Origin of the sequence: Brachyspira hampsonii, from assembly GCF_002214805.1 — a bacterium.
Lineage (GTDB): Bacteria > Spirochaetota > Brachyspiria > Brachyspirales > Brachyspiraceae > Brachyspira > Brachyspira hampsonii.
In genome coordinates, this window is sequence record NZ_CP019914.1 from 1540607 (window position 1) to 1562449 (window position 21843).

20 protein-coding genes are annotated in these 21843 nt (G+C 28.4%); 13 read left to right on the forward strand and 7 right to left on the reverse strand.

The annotated features are described in order from the left end of the window. Entirely contained in the window at positions 1–333 is a 333-nt protein-coding gene (locus tag BHAMNSH16_RS06545; protein WP_008727298.1) for a cell division protein ZapA, read from the reverse strand. Between the two features lie 13 nt (positions 334–346). Next, a complete protein-coding gene (locus BHAMNSH16_RS06550; RefSeq protein ID WP_069731656.1) occupies positions 347–1423 on the reverse strand; it encodes a hypothetical protein in 1077 nt (358 codons plus the stop codon). Between the two features lie 116 nt (positions 1424–1539). Between BHAMNSH16_RS06550 and BHAMNSH16_RS06555 the strand changes: the two genes are divergently transcribed. The 10 genes from BHAMNSH16_RS06555 to thiL all read left to right on the forward strand — a co-directional run bounded on the left by BHAMNSH16_RS06555 (position 1540) and on the right by thiL (position 11318). Beyond that, positions 1540–2712 (forward strand): hypothetical protein, encoded by a 1173-nt coding sequence (locus tag BHAMNSH16_RS06555; protein ID WP_069731657.1) that lies wholly within the window; start codon positions 1540–1542, stop codon positions 2710–2712. 466 nt (positions 2713–3178) lie between these two features. Then, positions 3179–3826 carry a tRNA (guanosine(46)-N7)-methyltransferase TrmB gene (trmB, locus tag BHAMNSH16_RS06560; protein WP_069731658.1) on the forward strand — a complete coding sequence of 216 codons (648 nt, stop codon included), beginning with the start codon at positions 3179–3181 and terminating at the stop codon, positions 3824–3826. A 12-nt stretch (positions 3827–3838) separates the two neighbouring features. Then, positions 3839–4828, forward strand: a complete 990-nt coding sequence (locus BHAMNSH16_RS06565; protein ID WP_008729320.1) for an ABC transporter substrate-binding protein — start codon at positions 3839–3841, stop codon at positions 4826–4828. A 135-nt stretch (positions 4829–4963) separates the two neighbouring features. Beyond that, positions 4964–5158 carry a 50S ribosomal protein L32 gene (gene rpmF, locus BHAMNSH16_RS06570; RefSeq protein ID WP_008729319.1) on the forward strand — a complete coding sequence of 65 codons (195 nt, stop codon included), beginning with the start codon at positions 4964–4966 and terminating at the stop codon, positions 5156–5158. Positions 5159–5179: 21 nt separating this feature from the next. Next, a complete protein-coding gene (gene plsX / locus BHAMNSH16_RS06575) occupies positions 5180–6199 on the forward strand; it encodes a phosphate acyltransferase PlsX (RefSeq protein WP_008729318.1) in 1020 nt (339 codons plus the stop codon). Positions 6200–6211: 12 nt separating this feature from the next. After that, complete coding sequence (locus BHAMNSH16_RS06580) at positions 6212–7066, forward strand: 3-oxoacyl-ACP synthase III family protein (RefSeq protein ID WP_008729317.1); 855 nt, start codon at positions 6212–6214, stop codon at positions 7064–7066. A gap of 51 nt (positions 7067–7117) precedes the next feature. Beyond that, positions 7118–8425, forward strand: a complete 1308-nt coding sequence (rsxC, locus tag BHAMNSH16_RS06585; protein ID WP_008729316.1) for an electron transport complex subunit RsxC — start codon at positions 7118–7120, stop codon at positions 8423–8425. Between the two features lie 15 nt (positions 8426–8440). Further along, entirely contained in the window at positions 8441–9538 is a 1098-nt protein-coding gene (locus BHAMNSH16_RS06590; protein WP_008729315.1) for an RnfABCDGE type electron transport complex subunit D, read from the forward strand. Positions 9539–9540: 2 nt separating this feature from the next. Then, the gene (locus BHAMNSH16_RS06595; protein WP_008729312.1) at positions 9541–10113 is read left to right on the forward strand and encodes an RnfABCDGE type electron transport complex subunit G; all 573 of its coding nucleotides are present in this window, start codon (positions 9541–9543) and stop codon (positions 10111–10113) included. Between the two features lie 260 nt (positions 10114–10373). Beyond that, positions 10374–11318, forward strand: a complete 945-nt coding sequence (thiL, locus tag BHAMNSH16_RS06600; RefSeq protein WP_069731659.1) for a thiamine-phosphate kinase — start codon at positions 10374–10376, stop codon at positions 11316–11318. A gap of 213 nt (positions 11319–11531) precedes the next feature. On the opposite strand, the gene BHAMNSH16_RS06605 is transcribed toward thiL, so the two are convergent. The 5 genes from BHAMNSH16_RS06605 to BHAMNSH16_RS06625 form a co-directional block, all read right to left on the reverse strand. Continuing rightward, positions 11532–11927: a hypothetical protein gene (locus BHAMNSH16_RS06605; RefSeq protein WP_008732539.1), complete on the reverse strand. Its 396-nt coding sequence runs from the start codon at positions 11925–11927 to the stop codon at positions 11532–11534. 105 nt (positions 11928–12032) lie between these two features. Further along, on the reverse strand, positions 12033–12680 hold the full coding sequence (gene plsY, locus BHAMNSH16_RS06610; protein WP_008732533.1) for a glycerol-3-phosphate 1-O-acyltransferase PlsY: 648 nt from the start codon (positions 12678–12680) through the stop codon (positions 12033–12035). Positions 12681–12684: 4 nt separating this feature from the next. Next, positions 12685–14178, reverse strand: a complete 1494-nt coding sequence (gene der, locus BHAMNSH16_RS06615) for a ribosome biogenesis GTPase Der (RefSeq protein ID WP_008732532.1) — start codon at positions 14176–14178, stop codon at positions 12685–12687. Between the two features lie 139 nt (positions 14179–14317). After that, a complete protein-coding gene (locus tag BHAMNSH16_RS06620; protein WP_069731660.1) occupies positions 14318–14719 on the reverse strand; it encodes a hypothetical protein in 402 nt (133 codons plus the stop codon). 491 nt (positions 14720–15210) lie between these two features. Continuing rightward, positions 15211–15576: a hypothetical protein gene (locus BHAMNSH16_RS06625; RefSeq protein WP_069731661.1), complete on the reverse strand. Its 366-nt coding sequence runs from the start codon at positions 15574–15576 to the stop codon at positions 15211–15213. A gap of 1037 nt (positions 15577–16613) precedes the next feature. Here BHAMNSH16_RS06625 and murA point away from each other — a divergent pair. The 3 genes from murA to BHAMNSH16_RS06640 all read left to right on the forward strand — a co-directional run bounded on the left by murA (position 16614) and on the right by BHAMNSH16_RS06640 (position 21737). Continuing rightward, a complete protein-coding gene (murA, locus tag BHAMNSH16_RS06630) occupies positions 16614–17891 on the forward strand; it encodes a UDP-N-acetylglucosamine 1-carboxyvinyltransferase (protein ID WP_008728320.1) in 1278 nt (425 codons plus the stop codon). Positions 17892–17910: 19 nt separating this feature from the next. Continuing rightward, positions 17911–18759 (forward strand): flagellar basal-body rod protein FlgF, encoded by an 849-nt coding sequence (flgF, locus tag BHAMNSH16_RS06635; protein WP_008728318.1) that lies wholly within the window; start codon positions 17911–17913, stop codon positions 18757–18759. A gap of 101 nt (positions 18760–18860) precedes the next feature. Next, the gene (locus tag BHAMNSH16_RS06640) at positions 18861–21737 is read left to right on the forward strand and encodes a methyl-accepting chemotaxis protein (RefSeq protein WP_008728315.1); all 2877 of its coding nucleotides are present in this window, start codon (positions 18861–18863) and stop codon (positions 21735–21737) included. Positions 21738–21843 lie beyond the last annotated feature (106 nt).

The following is a 21843-nucleotide window of genomic DNA, read 5'->3' on the forward strand; positions in this document are numbered from 1 at the left end:
TTATTGTTTTTCCTTGTTAATATCTTTAGTTTCATCTATAAGTCTTATAAGCTCATTGGATCTGGAAGCGATGCTTTCTTTTAATGCTAATAATGTATCTTTTCCTGCTTTATTATTTGCTATTTCTCTTTTTAAAAGATCCGCTATATTAAGACATGCTAGTATGGCTATAGTATCCCTTGGATAATTAGGACCATAATGCTCTGCTATATCATTCATACTCTCATTAACAAATTCTGCAACTTCTTTTAAATATTCAGCATTGCCCTCTTGAGATTTTATGCTTAGCATTCTTCCGTATATATTAACCTCTACAATAGTAATATTATCCATAATTATTTACCTATTATTTTGATTCATTATCAAAGAAAAATTCTTCCTCGTCATCATCACCAAACATATACTGATCATCTTCATTTATATCAAATTCATAATTATCTTCTTTGCCGTTTTTATCATCAATTTCTTCAATATTCTCTTCTGCCGCAATATCAGTTTTATTTTCTATCTCTTCATTTTTTATATCATTATCCCAACTAGCATCTGAAGCATTACTAAATGGGTCTTCATCTTCAGTAACTTTTACATTTGAAACTTCTCTTACTTCTTTTATTTCATTTACTTCTTTTGCATCATTGCTTTTATTAATATGATTTTCAGCTTTATACTCTTCATATTCATCAGATAATTGAGCATCACTTTTAAAAGGATTTTCTTCATCAGGCTCTTCTAAATTACTTACAAACTCATTTTCAGTATTTTGTACTTCTTCTTTAATAATTTCTTTAGGAGATTCTTTTAATTCTTTATTATTATTTTCTTCACTAACTGAATTTACATTAACTGCATTTACATTATTAACTGATGCAGCATTGTTAACTAAATCATTATGAGAGGCATTTTCTGAATTATGAATAATAGCAGAATGATGAGATTTCTTAGATTCAAAACTAGATTTTCTAACATTGTCTATTCTTTCTATCAGAATACTTAATTTTTCTTTAAGATCATTATTTTCTTTGCTTAAAGAATCTATAGCTCTTATTGCTTTTTCTAATTCTTTTTTAAGATTATCATTTTCTTCTATTAAGGTTATAGAATCTTTTTCTATATTTTCCAAATTAGATTTAAGAGTATCTCTCTCTATTCTGGTAGCCTCTAATTGTTTTATTAAATTATCTTTATCTTCTTTTATAGAATTATAATTATCTGTAGCATTTCTTTTATCAGCCTCTAGTATAGTTTTTTCTTCTTTTAAAAGATTGAAACTATCTTTTACATTTTTCAAACTGTTTATTAATTCTTCTTTTTCTGATTTTAGCTGTTCTATAACTTGGCATAATTCTTTATTATCAAATGAAATTAATTGGTATTCATCTAAAATATCTTTCAATTTTTCTTCTAAAATTGTAAATTCTTTCAAATTTTCCCCCCAAAAAAATATATATTAAAAATTATATCACATATAAATTCAATTGTCAATTTTTTATTTATATGATAAAATATAATCTATACAACATAATATAAAAATAGGTTTTTATGAAGAATATATTAAAATTTATTGTTCTGCCCTTAATATTGATATACACTCCAATAATATACGGACAATCTCCATATACCGATAAAGAACAAAATCTATTGAAAGGTGCTGTAGATGTTTGGCCTTATATAGGTATAGAATATGAAAGACCTACAGAAAGTTATATGCCTTTTGATTATATACATGAAAGTCATAAAAGAGAAAATAGATTAAAAAATTCATTTCCATCAAGATTATTATATGAGCTTTCCACTATAGAAATACATATGAATACTTTAATAGGCGTTAATTTAAAAGACGGACATTTCAGTATACCTGACATGTATTTATCTGTAGGTAAAAGTTTCCATTTCGATTGGATGTTCTCTGCAACTCCGTTTGTAACTATGACTTCTAAATTTGATGTATTTAATAAAGATTATGCTACAGGAAGTATAGGATTATATGATGCTGGTATAGAAACTGTTACTTTAACTAGAATATTATTATCTTTTAGAATGAAAGCGGTTAATGATATTAATGGTTCTACATTTATGCTTTTGCCTTCTGTTATTGACAGTGAATCGGCAAATTTTGCTCCGCATTGGTATCTTCCTAGAGTTAATAATGAAATGGGTTTTAGAGCTGGATTTATAGGTTCTTATTATGAATTATCTTATTCTCAAGGTTATTCTAAAGATTCAAATCCATTGGCGGCTGTTTTCAAAATTAACGGCGACTATTTCAGAGCTCAGTTTCTTTATCAATATAATAAAAATTCTCTTTCTCCTGACAATTTTAAAAGCAGATATAATACCCCAAATAATATTAACGATGAAAAGGAATATTATACTCATCATTTGGTGCAATTATCCGGTATGGGAAGAATTCCATTTCTTAATAAGGACTTATGGCTAAACTTATTAGGTGAATATACTTGGAGGGATAATGACGCACACTATTTAAGGTTTGAACTTGGACTTGAATGGAAAATGATAAATGTTGCTGTAAGACCTCTATTTTATATACCTGTTAACTATGATAATAGCTATAATCATGGTTACAGATTTGATCCTAAAAAAGATCTATTCTGTTTAGAATATTCTGCTTATATAAAATTTGATCCTATTTCATTTGGATTTCAGGGTTCTACTGACGGAAGATACTATATTGCTATGAAAGCTGTATTTTAATTAAAAATATTATTATAAAAAACGCACGGTAAACTAAATTTTATAACTAATTACATTATTAATGCAGTTTAATCTATTATAAAAAAACCGTTAATCGTGCGTTAAGAGATTTTAAAATTTAAATAAAATTTGGGCGGGTGTTAACATTTCTAAATAAGCAGTAAAAATAATTTAAATTAAAATATAAAAAATACGCTGTAAATAATAAAGGGCGGGGTATGTAATTAAAGTTTTAAAATTTATTTTCATTTGCCCACCCTTTAGACTTTTTAATTAATTTTTAATTTCTAATTTTTTATTTCTTTTTTATTTATATCACATTTATTAGCTGCCCACCCAAGATTTATTTAAATTTTCAGCGTAAATACCGCATATATAAAATTATAATGCTTAATATATTAAAAGTATTGACATAAAAATTAAGTAATATATCATTCAAGTAAAACATTAGTAATGAGGAATATAATTGAGAAATTTAAATCTTGATGAATCAATATTAAAAAAATATTTATTAGATGATTTTAATTCAGAAAATAGTTCTGCAATATCAAATGAACTGCAAAACAGATTATCAGGTTATGAAATAGTAGAGTTAGAAATAGGATGCGGCAATGGTAAATTTATAGTAGAACTTGCTATGAATAATAAAGATAAATACTTTATAGGAATTGAATATTCGTATAAAGCTGCTAAAAAAGCAGTATCAAAAGCATATAAAAGAAACATAAAAAATCTAACTATTATATTCGGAGAGGCTAATAATGTAATAGATAAATATCTAAACGGCAAATATTATTTTGATAAAATATATTTAAACTTTCCTGATCCTTGGCCGAAGAAAAAACATGCTCATAGAAGAATATTTACTAAAGATTTTTTGGGTAAGATGAATATTTTGCTTAAAGATGATGGTATATTCTATTCAGTTACAGATGATGATAATTATGCATTAGAAATAATGAATCCTATTTATAAAGAGTCATCAATATTTAAAAATTCTTTAGAAACAGATTATGTCAATAAATTAGAAGGCTACGGCATTACACTTTATGAGGAGAAAATGAGGGCAATTGGGCATAATATATACTTCTTTGCTCACTCTAAAAATATATAAGCATATAAATTTATGATAACTAATAACTTAAAAATTATATTATTGCTATTAATTCTTTTTTTAGTTTCATGCGGCAATGAAGAAAACTCAAAAAAAACTACTATTATAAGCATAATAAAAGAAAAAAATTCCAGAACATACGATTCTATAGAAAAAGGACTTTTAGATCAAATATCCTCAGATAAAATTGATGTTAATATTAATTTTTACGAATTAGATAATGATGATCTTTCAATAATAAAAACTGCTAATAATGTAAGAGATGATAACTCTAATATAGCAATAATTATAGGTGAAAATGCCACTTTACTATCTATGAATATAATAGTTCCTCAATCTATAATATTTGCCGGCTCTTTTGATAATTTATCCTTAAGCAGCATAACTAAAAATAAAATTCAAAATAATAATATTACAGGTGTTTATGTATACTTAGATATAACTAAATATATAAAAATAATTTCTGAAAATGATGTTAAAAGTATTGCCTATTTATACACTAAAAATTCTGCAATGTCAGCTAATATATCTACATATATTACAAAATACTGCAGCAATGAAAATATAGTATATTATCCTTTGGAAATAGAAAAAGATTTTAATTTGTATAATATAGAAAATATTATCAAATTAAAAGATATAGACTATATGATTTTAGCAAATGAAGAATACATAAATAATAATATATATTCTATAGCACATTTATGCGATAAATATTCTATTCCCTTGATAAATACTGATATTTCGGAAGCTGTAAATACAACGGTATTATTCTCATTAGATTTTAATTATTATTACTTAGGCCGACAATTGGCATTGCTTCTTAATGATGTAATAAATAACAATGGCAAAACAGAAGGATTAAATTTTGTAAAATTATCTGATTCCTACAGAATTCTCATCAATGAAGATATAGCCAAGGAATATAATATAAAATTTACAAAAGAAATACTGGATAAAAGTTCAATAGTAATAAGAGATGGAAAAGTTATAAGAAAATAGATTATATATTATGTTAATTCTGCTTGACAAAATTGATGCTTCATAGTATTATAGTGTAAAATTTATATCGTATAATAGCGATAATTATCTTAATTTTTGAATTTATTTGCAACATTTTAATATAAGGAGAAGAAAATGGCGGTACCAAAGCATAGAAAATCGAAATCAAAAAAAAGATCAAGACAAGCAGCTAATGATAAAAGATTCTTAGGCTCATTATCAATCTGTCCGCAATGTGGTGCAGAAAAAATGCCTCATAGAATCTGTCCGGAATGCGGTTTTTATAAAGACAGAGTAATCAAAGCTCCAAAAACTCAAAACGCCGGATAAAACTAATTTTAGGAAGTTATTATGAATTTAGCCATAGATGTAGCCAGCGGAGAAAAACCTCTTGAAGAACTAGTATTAGGTGCTGTTAGTGCCCTACAAGAAAATAAAGATATTAATTTAATTTTAGTAGGCAACGAAAAAAACATATCTAAAGCCATATCTAAAACTAAATATGATCATAATCGTATAGATATAAGACATACAGACGAAATAATAGATATGAATGAAAGTCCTGCTAACGGCATAAAACATAAAAAGAATGCCTCCGTTTTATTGGCTGCTCGTTTGGTTAGAGAGAAAGAAGCAGATGGTTTCTTCTCGCCCGGAAATACAGGTGCTACTTTAGCGGCAGCTCTTACTGAAATAGGACGCTTAAAAGGCGTTATGCGTCCGCCCCTTATATCTACACTTCCCAAATTAAACGGCGAGTTCTGCATGCTGGATATGGGGGCAAATGTGGACTGCACTACAGATTATATAGTTCAATTTGCAGTTATGGGCAGAGTATTTGCTAAAAGATACTTAAAGATAGATAATCCTAGAGTCGGACTTTTAAATATAGGAGAAGAAGATTCTAAAGGAAATACTAATGCCAAAAAATCATTCGAGCGTCTTCAAAAAATGAAAAAAATTAATTTCATCGGCAATATAGAGCCTAATGATATGTTAAAATCTGATAGTGTTGATGTTGTTGTAGCTGACGGCTTCGATGGAAATATAGTATTAAAAACTATAGAAGGAACAGCTTCTTTTATTGTTAATTTATTAAAAGAAGAAGTTAAGAAAAATCCTGTTAGTGTTATGGGCGGACTTATGATGAAACCTGTATTTAATAGTTTGAAATCAAAAATGAGTTCCGATTCTTATGGTTCTGCTATATTATTAGGCTTAAATGGCGGAGCTTTTGTAGGACATGGCAAAACTAGCGGTTTAGGTATGAAAAATGCTGTACTAAATATGTATAGATTTTTAGATGCCAAAATAAATGAAAAAATAGCTAAAGAACTTTATGACTCGGGAGCTAAAAGAAGAATTTTTTAAAGGAATTTTTTAATGGTATATATTAAATCTTGTAAAGGCACTTATAAAAACAGTAAAACCAATATGGCAGCCTCAGATTTAGCCCTACTATCAATAAATGAAGTAATCAAGGATATGGACCCAAAGAATATAGATGCTATTCTTTGTGCTACAGTTACTAAAGATTATATTTATCCTTCCACAGCTTGTATATTAGCCGGAAAAATTAAAGCAAAGAATGCTTTTTGTTTTGATATAGAAAGTGATTTTACAGGCTTCTTATCAGCATTAAGACTCGCTTATGCCTTTATTAAAAGCGGAAGATATAAAAATATTTTAGTAGTTGCAGCAGAATCATTTTATATCTGCGATGATGAAAATAGATTCGATGATGCAAGTGCCGCTGCTTTAGTAACAAATGAAAAATCAGATATTCAAATAGATTTTATAGATTCAGTAACAGACGGAAATGCATTAGAAAATTGTTATATACCTATGGGCGGAACAGCTAAACCTTATACTAAAGAGGGCGTACTTAATAAAGAACATTTTATTTCTATAAAAGATAGCAGTATTTTTGAAGAAGAAGCTAAAAAAGCCGGTCTTTATGTTAAAGATGTTTTATCATCTAATAACATAAATCCCGATTTATATATACCATCTTATTCAAGCCCCAATGCATACAATGCATTTGTTGATGGTTTGTCAGTAAACAAAGATATAGTATATTCTAAAATGGAAAATGCTCACTCATCTTTAAGTGCTTCATCTGGTGTGGCATTATCTATGGCTTTGGAAGATGGTTCTATAAAGAAAAACAGTAAGGTAGCTATATGCAGTTATGGAAGCGGTTATACCAAATCTGTAGCTGTTATTTCTATAAATTAACTTATAATTAAAAAATAGTATTTATTTTTAATTGAGTGAAGGATTGATAATATGAACTTAGGTAGATTTCGTTTTGGCGGAGTTCATCCGCATGACAGTAAGGATACAGCCGATATTGCTTCATCTGCTCTATCCAAGCCCCCTAAAACCGTCCTAATATCTATGTCCCAACATATTGGTGCTCCAGCCAAAATGTTAAAAAACAAGGGGGATAAAGTTGAAAGAGGAGAACTTATAGGAGAAGCTGGCGGTTATGTATCAGGAAATGTACATTCTTCTGTTACAGGTACTGCTGCATCTGTAGAAATTGCTTCGCCACCTTTAGGACGCGGGGCTAATGCTTTACTTATCAATGTTGACAGCAATGCTGATAATTTAGCTTATTTTGAGAGTTCTGATTACATGTCTATGCCTGTAGAAGAAATGTCAAAAAGAATACAGCAGGCTGGTATAGTTGGTATGGGAGGTGCAACTTTCCCTACTCATGTAAAAGTTGATGGAGCTGCTAAGGGAAATGCTGATACTTTAATCATTAACGGAGTTGAATGCGAACCTTATATTACCAGCGACTACAGACTTATGATTGAATATACTCAGCATCTTTTCAAAGGTATTGAAATACTAAGAAAAATAATTCCTTCTGTGAAAAGAACTATTATCGGTATAGAAAATAATAAGCCTAAAGCAATAGAAGAAATGGCAAAAATGGGAAAAGAATATAATGTTGAAGTTATGGCTTTAAGACTTCGATATCCTCAAGGTGCTGAAAAAATGCTCATAGAAGCTACTACAGGAAGAATAGTACCTGTAAGTAAACTTCCTATGGATGTAGGTGTTATAGTTGTTAATATAGCTACTCTTTATGCTATATATGAGGCTGTAGCTAAAAATAAACCTCTTATAGAAAGGCTTGTTACAGTATCAGGAGATGCTATAAAAGAACATAAAAATATATGGCTTCCTTTAGGTACGCCTATTTCTCATGTCGTTGAAGAATGCGGCGGAATCACTGCTGAAAATGTACTTATACTTTCAGGCGGTCCTATGATGGGTGCGGCTATACCTAATCTTGAACAATGTGTTAATAAAGGTACTAACTCGCTTCTATTCTTAGATAAAGACAAATTACCTAAAGAAGTTGAATATCCTTGTATTAAATGCGGAAGATGCGGTAATGCTTGCCCGCTTCATTTATCTCCTACTGAAATTGCTCATACTGCAAAAGCAAAAATCAAAGATAAATTGAATGATTTAGATATAGCAACTTGTTTTGAATGCGGATGCTGTACTTATATATGTCCTTCAAAAATTCCTTTGGTGCAGTGGATTAGATTTGGTAAAGATTTATTAAGAAGATAAATTAAGGAGATAATAATGAAATTTTATATAGAATCATCTCCGCATGTTAAAGACGGAGATACTACAAATAAGATAATGTTAAGAGTTATTATAGCTCTTTTACCTGCTGTTATATATAGTATAGTGCTGTTCGGAGCTAGAGTTATAGTTTTATATTTAGCAGCAATTATCAGCTGTGTACTTTCAACTGTAATAGTAAAAAAAGTTAGAAAAAAACCTTTGATACCTGATTATGCTGTTATGGTTACTGCTATACTTTTGGTTATGACTCTTCCGCCTGCTTCAACTATTACTATGGTTGTAATAGGAAGTGTTATTGCTATAGTATTTGCTAAAGAGGTTTTCGGCGGTTTAGGTTCTAATATATTCAACCCTGCTTTAGTTGGAAGAGCTTTCTTACAAGTGGCTTTCCCTGCTCAGATGACTATATATACTCCGCCTAAAAATGTTCCTTTCTTAGGCGTATTTGAAAATATAGTAAAAGATTTAAGTCTTACAGTTTCTGGAGCTACTCAGTCTTTGGATGCAGTTAGTGCTTTAACTTCTGCTACTCCTTTAACTTTCTTAAAATTTAATGCTATTGATTTCGGAGGCTCTTTAGCTTCTCAAATACAAATAGAATCTCATTATTATTTACAGATGCTATTAGGAAGTACTGCAGGTGCTATAGGTGAAACTTCATTCCTTCTTCTTTTAATAGGAGGAATATTCCTTCTAATTACCAATACTATAGATTGGAGAATACCTTTAGGAATGTTTATTTCTTTAGTGGTAGTTAGTTTCCTTCTTTGCTTAGCTATGCCGGGTAAAGTTGCTTCTCCTATATATCAAGTATTAGCAGGCGGTTTCGGACTTGGTGCTTTCTTTATGGCTACTGATATGGTTACTTGCCCTTCAAGCCATTTAGGTGCTTGGGTATATGCTCTTTTAATAGGAACTGTACTTGCTGTATTAAGAACTTTCGGTTCTTCTCCGGAATATATGATGTATTCTATACTTATAGGAAATATGTTTATGCCTTTAATTGCTATGCTTACTAGACCTATGACTGTTGGTAAAAAAGAGCTTCTTGCAATTAACAAAGCTAATGCTCAAAAAGAAGGAGGTAAATAATTATGAAAAAAGAGGTTGGTTATACTGCCGTTATTTCTGTTACAATTACTGCATTATTAGCTGGTTTTTTGCTTTCATTTGTATATTCTTCTTTTGAAAAGGATATTTTAGCTAACAATGAAAAAACAGTACTTAATGGTGTTAAAACTGTTATTGAAGGTGCTGATGAATTAGAAGGTCCTTTAACTGATAATTCTGCTTATCCTTACTATATAGGTAAAAAAGCTGATGGTACTGTAGTTGGTTATGCTATGCTTTCTTCTGCAGGCGGATACAATGGAGAAAATAAAGTGCTTGTTGGTTTTGATGCTAATGTTGATAAAATAACTGCTATAGTAGTTACTGAACAAGCTGAAACTCCGGGACTTGGTGCTAAAATTATTGAAAATAGTTTTAGAGATCAATTCAAAGAGCAAAGTACAATAGTGCCTTTAACTGTTGTAAAAGGAATTAAGCCTGAAGAAGCAGCTGATGCTCAAATTGCGGCTATAAGTGGTGCTACTATATCATCTACTTCTGTTGTTAATGCTGTTAATAGTGCTAAAGATGAGGCTGTTAATTTATTTAAAAACTGATTATATTAAATAAAATATATAAAGGCTTATAAATGTTAATCATTTTATAAGCCTTTTTTATTTTAAATATTATTCACTATAAATTTAATAAAAGCTTGGGTGGGAATGCTTTTTCTCATTTAAACAACAAAACAAATAAAAATAAAAAAGTGAAAATGAAATAATAAAAATAAAGGGCGGGGAGTTAGAATAAAATTTTTAATGTTTAAAACTTTTATTATATGTGTTATAATCATACAAAATATTACGGAAATATAAATATGCATGAATTCAAACTTATAGAAAAAATAAAAGAATTAACAGAATATCATAATACAAACAATTTGAATATAGGCGATGATTGTGCTGTTATAAAAAATATAAGTAGCGATAAAGACATTTTAGTTACAACTGACATATTAGTAGAAAATATACATTTCTCTTTAGATTATTATTCTTTTTATGATATAGGATATAAATCAGCTCAGGCAAATATTAGCGATATAATATGCAAAGGAGCAAATCCTACAAATGCTTTTATATCTCTTTCAATACCTAAAAAAATTAATGATGAAAATATATTAGAATGGTATAGAGGTTTTTTAGAAGCATGTAAACAATATAATATAGAAATATCAGGCGGAGATACCACTTCATCAAATGACTTTTTTTTCATTTCCGTAACATTAATTGGTACTATAGAAAAAAACAAATCCATATTAAGAAGCAATGCTCAAATTGAGGATAATGTTTATGTGCTTGGATTTGTAGGAGAAAGCGATTTAGGACTTAAAAAACTTTTATCTGGAAATTATGACTATAACGATGAAAGCATTAAAACCCATTTAAGACCTACACTTTTTTATAATAAATGGCAGGAGATTATTAATAAATACAAAATAAACTCATCTATAGATATAAGCGACGGACTCTTGCAGGATGCATCCCATATTGCTGAAAACTCGAATAAAACTATAGAGATATATGAATCTTCTAATTGGTCTTTAGTAAATAGATTTTTTAATAATAACAAAAAAATACTAAAATCTATACTTACAGGAGGAGAAGATTATGCTGTTATTTTTACAACTTCAGACAATATACCAGAAGAAAATAATTTGATAAAAATAGGAAAAGTAAAGGAATACTCAAATAAATATATAAGATTCATAGATTCTAATAATAAAGAAATCAATTTTGATTCATTAGGATTTGTACATTTTTAAAAATATTATTACACTCCCCACCCTTTATACTTATAGAATTAATTTAAATATAAGTTTTTAATTTCTTATTTGCTTAATTAGAATTTTCTGCTGCCCACCCAAGATTTTTTTAAATTTATTGCAAACTCAATCCGCACGCAGAACAAAGTTTTAAATATATGTTTAATAAAAATTATAATTCAAACAATAAATAAAAATCAGTTTACCGTGCGGTTAATTAATTTTTGAAAGTTTACCGTCAGATGTTGAATTATCAGTATTTACAATTGTTAAATTCATGTAAGTATCATAAAAAGCAAAAGAATATTTTTTTCCATCTTTCTCTGCTGTATATGAGGAATCTCCAACTTTAGTTAATTCTTCTTTTGATATGCTTACTCTGCTGTCATATATATTTCCGCCTTCTATAGTAATATCTATAGAACTATTTTCATTAACAATTAAAGTGCATTTATTTGTTATAAGCTGTCTAGTATTTTGAGTTGTATTTAAAGTTCCCTCATATCTAGCATTTTCTTTTATGTTTTCTATAGGATCGTTTTTATTTCCGCAGCTTAAAATAAATAAAAATATAAAAGATAGACTTATAATTTTAATACAATGTTTCATAATTTACCCCATAAATAATTTAATTTTATAAAAAACAATATTAATATTTTTTATGAATTTGTAAATAATACTTTATCAAAATTAAAATATAATTTTTTCTAATTATTATTTTTTAGAAAAACTATTTTCCTCGCCTTTAAGCATTCTTTTATAATTAGGTATATGCTTTATTATAATAAATATTGCAAGAAGTATCGCTATAGGAAGAAGAATAATATAGTTTATATTAAAAAATATTCTGTATAAAAAATTAGCTTTAAAATACAAAAAGCTCAAAACTATAGGAAAAGCAATAGCCCCGAAAGTTGAACCTATAGCAACAGTTTTTCTTGAAGCAAATAAACCAATAAAGAAAAATACCATAGTAATAATTAAACTTACAGGTGCAAGCATAAACATAGAACCTGCACTAGTTGCTACACCTTTACCGCCTTTGAAACCTAAAAATATAGAAAATACATGACCTAATATAGCTGCAACAGCACAAGCCACTAATATATAACTATGAGTAAAAATAATATTAGAAAGTATAAAAGAAGGTATTAGTACAGCTATCATTCCTTTACCTATATCGCAAATATAAGCAGCAATTCCAGCCTTTTTACCGCATACACGAAGTACATTGCTTGCACCAGGATTGCAGCTTCCCTCTTTTCTTACATCATGTCCATTTATTTTTCCTATTATAAATGAAAATGGTATTGCTCCGATTATATATGAAACTAGTATGCTTACTATAATCTTAACTATCATATTTTTAACCTCCAAATTTTTTGCCTCTTTTTCTAAAATTGAGTATAATAGGTGTTCCTCTGAAATCGAACATCTCTCTAAATCTATTTTCCAAATATCTCTTATAATGCGAATTTAATTTATGAGGATGATTGCAAAATACAGCAAAGGCAGGAGGATTTATACCTGTCTGAACAACATAAAAAATTTTAAAAGGATTTCCGCCTGCAGATATTGAATATTCTCTAGTAGCTCTTACCATAGTTTCTGTGAGAGCATGCGTTTCAAATTTCTGCATTCTTGTCTTTGCAACTCTTACAGCTAAAGATAAAAGTTTTTCTGCATCATTTTTTCTATTGGCACATACTTTTGCATAAAAAGCATAATTAAGAACAGGGAAAGTGTCTTTCATATATGCCTCATAATCATTCCAAGTAGTGCCTTTATCTCTTATGTCCCATTTATTAGCAGCTATTACTATTCCTTTTCTTCTTTCTATAATAAGATTGGCAATAGTTTTATCCTGATCTGTAAGCCCTTCAAAAACATCAAGCATAAGTATGCATACATCTGATGCTTCTATAGCTTTTATCGCTCTGTTTACACTATAATATTCAATATCACTATTAACATTTTTTTTCTTTCTTATTCCGGCTGTATCTACAAGACAAATATCATCACCTTTGAAATTGAATGTCTCATCTATGGAATCTCTTGTAGTGCCCGCAATATTAGATACAATGCTTCTGTCTTTTCCTATCAATGTATTTAATAAAGTGGATTTTCCTGCATTTGGTTTTCCTACTATGGCTATATTGATTGTTTTCTTTTGTGCTATATATTCATCAAGTTTATATTGTTTTGATTTTTCTTTTTTATTATTATAACTTTCTTCATCTTCTTCGTCTAAATTATCATCATAATCTTCAAAATCTTCATCTATATTTTCAATTGTATCATCATCTTCATCATTATCAGAATTACTATTTTTAGATATTTCTCTTTCAACTTCCAAATCAAATCCGTTTCTTTCAAGAACTTCTAGTATTTTTTCTCTTAAATCATCAATGCCGTTATTATGCTCTGCACTTATTATAGATACATCTTTTACCCCTAATGAATAAAATTCGCTTACCAAATTATTATGAGAGTCAGCGTCCACTTTATTTATTACTAGTATTATAGGTTTTCCTGATTTTCTTATTATATTAATAAAATGTCTGTCATCAGGGTGGCTTTGATGTGCATCTACCAAAAATAAGAGTATATCCGAGTCTTCTAAGGCTGTTTTTAATGCTTTTTCTCTTACCTTTTCATTTAAAGTGTCATCGCTTACATCAAGAAGTCCGCCTGTATCAAAAACATTAAATGCTATATCATCAATATATGTTTTAGCTATACTTATATCTCTGGTAACTCCTGCTGTAGGGTCAACTATTGATTTTCTTCTTCCTGCAAATCTGTTAAACAATGTGGATTTACCTACATTAGGTCTTCCTAGTATAGCTATATTTATCATTTAATTAAGCCTTTTATATTATGATTAGAGTTAATAATATCATAATTTTTAATATATTGCTATTGAGCTTTATATTTTTATTTTCTAATATATTATGAAGACAAAAATAATATCTCTTATAATTTTTTATTATCTTTACTTATTTTGCAATACTATTATAAATTCTATCAAATTCGGCTATAAAAGTAATAATAACTTTTTGTGTGATATTATTTAATTTTGCAAAACAGTAATAAGGATCTTTTCCTTCATATTTTACATCAATTAATGAAGAAGGTTCTATATCTGTTAATTTAGTTATATTATGCTTAGTTAAAAATTCTGATAAATACAAAAAGCTATGATTATGATTAACTGTAAGTATGTCATTGTCAAATGATAAAAATAAACCTATAAATGTATATTCAGCATCATTTTTGAATTGAATACCTTTATTATTGTAATAATAGTTAGTATTAAAATAATGTAAGAATCCCATTTTTAGCATAGTCTCATATACTATTTCATCTTTATATTCTTTGTTCAATTTAATGTATGTCATAATATTATATCCCTGCTCCTGTAAAATTATTGCAACATTATATCATAATTATATTTTTATTAAAACCGAATTTATAAAAAATATTATGTTAATATATAAAATAGGTTAAAAAATTAATAAACTCTTTGGCGGGCGTTAATATTTCTATATTGGTATTGAAGAAAATATAAATAAAAATTGCAGAATAAAGTATTTAAGGATAAAGGGCGGGGTATGTAAATAGTTTTTTAAATTTAACTATACCCCAACCCTTTGAATTATCAATCCTATATGTTTAATTAATTTTTTATAATATTAATATCCTCATAATAAAATTTATATTATTGTATTATCATTTTATGAACTTCTTTCTTTCTCTAGGTAAAAGCTACATAAAAACAAACATTATAACCATTATAATCATCACATTGCTTTTTAAAACTAATAGAAGTATAACTATCAGGATTTGCCGCACTAGGATTAGATTTTATACTAGGTGCTCCTTTGTAAATCTATTTTCTATATGTATTACCTTCATTATCATATACAACTTCATATATATAGATATACATAGAATCCATATTAACATTATCTTCTGTTGATATTTTAAATATCTTATTTTCTTTATCATAATAACAGTACAAAGATGCTTGAATCTCAAGAATATTACTATCCATTTTAGTAGGAGAATCCGAAGTTGTACTAATTTCATTAACAGTACTAGGAAGCACACCCTCAAAATCAGGAGAAGTATAATCATTAGGATTAAACTCTTTTAATGTTGAATTTCCATTATCTATATTAGGATTATTAGGAGATTTACAGCTGAAAATAAATAATAAACATAGAATTGAAATTAAAAAACTTTTTTTGTTCATAATAAGAACTCCTTATAAATTGTTTTTATATAAAATTTTTTTCTTGCTCAAAGGCTTTGTTAAGTAAACTTACCATAGGCTCACAATTTTTATAATATTTAAAATTATACTGATAATGTTATAAACAAAATTAAAAAAATGATGCAATGACAATATTGATTTATAAAAAATTAATGAAAATATATTATTGAAAAAATTTAAATTATCTGATTGCTGATTGCTGATTGCTGATTGCTGATTGCTGATTGCTGATTGCTGATTGCTGATTGCTGATTGCTGATTGCTGATTGCTGATTGCTGATTGCTGATTGCTGATTGCTGATTGCTGATTGCTGATTGCTGATTGCTCTCTAGTTATTAAATAAAATATATTATACATATCGCAATTATAAAATATTTATCTTTTATGTCAATTATTTTAACATAATAAACTTAAAAATTCATTACATTTGCCCACCCTAGATTCATTTAAATTTACAGTCTATTCACCGCACGGTAAATGAAACAAAAGTTATAAATTTGATTAACAATAAAATTTGTATTATGTTTAAAAATTAGTTCTGCGTGCGTTAAATAAATTCAAAATCTAATCAAAACTTGGGGGGCGTTAATAAATTAGATGAAAACAAAAAGTAAAATATATATTATAATTCAGTATTAAACAATAAACCTATAGGGTGGGAATTAGAATAAAGCCAAAAAATTTAAAAAATTTTTCTCACTCCCCGCCCTTTAGATACTATTATTTTATTTTGAATTTTAGCTTTATATTATTTTGCTATTTAAATAACATCTGTAAGCACCCACCCAAGTTTTTTTAAAATTTGAGAAGAACATATCGCACGAGTTAATGAAATTTAAAATATATACTTTATTAAGAATAAAATTTAAATTATATATTTAAGCCTATTTACCGTGCGTTCTATATTATGATTTGTAATATTTACATAATATATAGATAAAATTTATCAAGGCATTTTTTATTATTCCGAACATAAAGAAAGCGGAATTTTTATTTCTTTAAAGGCGGAAAATATATGTATAAATATGTGATAGAAGGTTCAAACAATATCGGCGGAGTATTGAAAGTATCAGGATCAAAAAATGCATCCTTGCCTTTGCTTGTTGCTTCAATTTTAACAGATGAGCCTGTAATACTTCATAATGTTCCGGATTTAGTTGATGTGCATGTTCTTATAGATATATTAGAGCCTTTAGGAAAGAAAGTTGATTTTAAAAACAATACTACTGTAATAATATCTCATAATGGAAAAAGCGAAGAAGCTCCCTATAAACTTGTAAAAAAGATGAGAGGCTCTATTATAGTTCTTGGACCATTGCTTGCTAAAAGAAAACATTGCAGAGTATCATATCCGGGCGGATGTGCTTTCGGACCAAGACCAATAGATTTGCATTTAAAAGGAATGGAGGCATTGGGAGCTAAAATAGATATAACAGCAGGATATATTGATGCTAAAGTAGATAATAATCTCATTGGTGCTGATATGGATTTGTCTGGTAAGTTCGGACCTACAGTGTTGGGAACAGATAATGTTATGATGGCGGCATCCTTAGCAAAAGGAACTACTATTATACGAAATGCCGCAAAAGAGCCTGAATGTGTGAATTTAGTTGATTTACTTAATGCTATGGGAGCTAAAATCACAGGAGGAGGAACTGATACTATTACTATAGATGGTGTTGATTACCTTCATGGTGCTGAGTTTACAGTGATACCAGACAGAATAGAGACAGGTACTTTTTTGGCAATAGCGGCAGCTGGAAGAGGAAAATTAAAACTTGAAAATGCAGAGCCTAAGCATTTAAGCTGTGTGCTTGACTTACTTTCAGATATAGGCTGCGATATAAAAACTACAGATACAACTATAGATATTGATGCTTCTAATAGAGAATTAAAGCCTTTTAAAGTAGAAACTTTACCATATCCGGGTTTTCCAACAGATTTGCAGGCAATATATACCACATTAGCATGCACAATTAAAGGTAAAAGCGAACTTATAGAAGGTATTTATCCTGACAGATTCAGCCATGTTCCGGAACTTATTCGTATGGGAGCAGATATTGAACTTAATACTTCCGACATAGTAGTTAATGGCGGCAAAGAGCTTTCAGGAGCTGATGTACAGGCAAGCGATCTTCGTGCAGGTGCTGCCTTGGTTGCTGCCGGAGCAATTGCTAAAGGTACAACTAATGTTCATAGGATCTATCATATAGAAAGAGGCTATGAAAATTTAGAAGAAAAATTAAAAACTATTAATATAGATACAAAAAGAGAAAAAGACGATATATTATAATAAATTAGGGGGATTATAAATGGTAAGAGGCGTTTATACAGGTGCAAGCGGCATGATGGCCGAACAGGCAAGACTAGATGTTGTAGCTAATAACTTGGCTAATGTTGATAAACCTGGATTTAAAAGAGATACAGTAAGTTTCAAATCCTTTCCGGAAATGATGGCGGCAAGAACAGAAGATGACGGAGTAGTAATATTTCCGCTTGGTTCAACAGATGTAAGACCTTATGTAGGAAGAATGGGAACAGGTGTAGAAGTTAATGAAGTTTTCACAGAATGGGAGCAAGGTTCATTAAGAGAAACTGGCAATCAGCTTGATATAGCTTTGGGTGATAAAGGATTCTTTGCCATAGAAACACCTAATGGAGAAAGATACACAAGAAACGGAAGTTTTTTAATAGATAAAGATCATTATCTTGTAACTAAACATGGCTATAAAGTTATGGGCGAAAACGGATATATACAGATAAAAACTAATAACTTCAATATAGATGAAGAAGGAAGAGTAAGCATCAACAGAAGATATCAGGACGGCAATACATTTGTACAGTTTAATGATAATGAATGGGAAGATGAAGAGATACTTGATACTTTAAAAATAGTGCGTTTTGATAATGAAAGATATTTGAAAAAAGAAGGCGAATCTTTCTGGGTAGATACAGATATAAGCGGTCCTGCATATATAGCACAAAAAGGGGTTGACAGACCTAAAGTATTATCAAGATTTTTAGAGATGAGTAATGTAAACCCTATAAATGAAATGGTTAGAATGATAGAAGTACAAAGAGCTTATGAATTAAATTCCAAAACTATATCTACTCATGATACATTAGTCGGCAGAGTAATTAATGAGGTAGGCAGAGTATAATTTTTTAATATGTACTTCATTTTTTTATGAATAAATTTTGATAAAAAATAAACGATAATATATAATATTGTATTAATTGCATTTATTTAATAGAGGATATTATGGCTTCAGAAAAGATAAAACTACATGTTATTAGAAGGCTTAAAATTTTAAGTATTCCGCTATATTTATTAGTGGATATTGTCATTTGGAATATAGCGTTATTTTTTATATATAAAGAAATGCCGACTATTTACGGACTAAAAATAGTCTTTTCTGTGATATCTTTTATATTCTTATTTAAGTATTTAAAAATTTGGAGAATCAATTCTGATATAAGATTGGCAAGCAGAGTTATATTAATCTTTTTTATCATTTCACTAATAGGAAGCATCATAGAAATTGTTACATACTCTCTTATAAATAAGATATTTATGCATACTATGACATTAGCTCTATTTAATGCTACTATAAATGCAGTTTTATTATCATGCGTATTTATGTTTTTATTTAAAATAATGTCTAAAAATTTTGAATTAGATGAAAACATATCTACTTTTTATATACCGCTTATAGCTAAATTAGGGCTTATAGTATATTTATTTTTCTCTACCATAATACTAGCTTTTCTTATGAATTATGTTTCTGTACAGGAAGATGTTTATTTGAAAAATTACAGTAATGCTGTATTAAATGAAATACTTGCTGTGTCTGATAATATAAAAAGAATTGATGATAATATAAAATCCGATATGATGACTTATTCTGAATCAGTACTTAATATTTATTCTAATAAAAATGTAATCTCAAGAGATGATATACAAAACTATTTCGTTAATAGAATAGGATATATAAATAATACTTTAAAAAATAAATATGATACAATTTCTGTTAATATAAATCAGGAATATATAGATACGGATCTGCCTTATTCTGTAACAGTATCAAAAGATTTTACCACAGACAGATATACCAGCAGAGTATCAGATGCCTTAACTATTCATAATTTCTTAGAAAATGAAATACAAGATAATTTTGTAACTTTGGATATCAATGTTTATGATAGAAATAATATATATATATCTGCTTATACTCCGTTAAAATTATTCGGAAAAGATATTGGATATATGATATCTGAAACAGGAATTGGAAATTTAAATAATATAATAAAAAACAATGATATTCTTTCTAAATGGAGTTATATTTATTATTCAGCTTTAAAAAAGGATATAATACTTAGTTATGACAGCAGATATCTAGCTGAAAGCTCATCTTCAATATTATCATCATCACCGGAACTTGTTCAAAATATAGGAAATTTTGAAAAATCATTCGGAGCTAATAACTCATTTGAAATCTTTTATCCTATCAATATAGAAGGGAAAAAGTCTATTGCTATAATTTCATATATAAAAGAATTAAAAGTTATTGGATTATATTATAAAGATATAAATACTGTAATAAAAGATTCTAATATGAATTTAACTGTATTTAATTATATATTTATATCTATATTTATTTTGTTCTTTGGTATTTATTTAATTATTTTGAAAATACTTCTATCTTCAATAAACAAAGCAAATAAATCTACAAAAATGCTTTTAGGCGGAAACGGAGATTTAAGAAAAAGAATATCTTCAAAAAACAATGATGAAATAGGTCTTTTAATTTACAACTTTAATTTATTCTTATCTAGTTTGGACAATCTTATAGGAGACTTAAAAGTAGAAAGTTATAAGGTATTTGAGGAAATAAAAGTAATAGAAAAAATTATTGATGAAAATACAAATAGAATAAATGATCAAAGCTCAAGCATTACCGAAAGTGTAGCAAGTGTTAATAATATTATTACTTCTATACAGAATGTTACTAGCTCTACAGATCAGCAAAAACATGCTTTTTCATCAGCTTCTATTGCCGTAGAAGAACTTTTGCAGACAATCTATAAAATTAATGATAATATGGAGCGTCAGTCATCAGCAGTAGAACAAACTTCAGCTTCTATTGAGGAGATGATATCTAATATTACATCTGTGGCAAGAAGTGTTAATAAAGCAGATAGTTTCTCTAAAAAACTTCTTGTAGATGCACATGACGGCGGTGATACTGTAGATGAAGTTATTGAGGCTGTTAGAGGTATTGAAGAAAGCTCAGATCAAATTAAAGAGATAGTTAATGTTATTCAAGGTATTGCAGAACAGACTAACCTTCTCGCTATGAACGCAGCTATTGAGGCGGCACATGCCGGAGAACAAGGAAGAGGATTCTCTGTAGTTGCTGATGAAATAAGATCTTTGGCAGAGCATACTGCAGACAACACAAAATCTATTACGAACATCATTAAAGCTATTACAAAAAGAATAGAAGAAACTGTAGAACTTGCAAGCAACAGCGGTAAGTCTCTTGATAATATACTTGATATGTCAGAAAATACTGCAAGAGTTGTTTCTGAAATCAATACTGCAAACAGTGAATTAGAGGTTGGAGGAAGAGATATACTTGAAACTATAAGACACTTGAATAATATTACTACAGGGGTTAAAGATAGTGTAAAAGAACAGATGAACAGCGGAGATGTGGTGGACAGCCAAATTACTTTGCTTGACCAGATTACTAGAGAAGTTTCTGATATAATTGAGGCTAATAGCTCAGGTGCTAAAGAAGTTATGCATGCTATGAGTTTCTTGAATGAACTTTCTGTAAAAACTGTTGAAGGTAATAAAGAATTTTATACTGCTACAAATAAATTGAATGAAATATTTGTTAAATTTCATGAGCTTATGGGTAAATTTATCACAAATGCCGATGAAATAAAAAAAGATAAAGATGAAAATGATAATAAGAATCCTGAAAATTATACTGTAGATGAAAGAATGGATATGGAACTTAGAAGTCTTGAGGAAGAGTTCAAAAATGAGAATGATGAATTTAAAAAAGATGATGATGTATTAGAGATGCTTAAAGAAGACTTTAAAAATCCGGAAATGTTTAATATATAAATGAATATTACGATTTTTAATAATGAGATATTATATCTAAATATAATATCTCATTTTTTATATTTTTGACTTTATTAACAATTATAAGTTTGATAATAATAAAGTT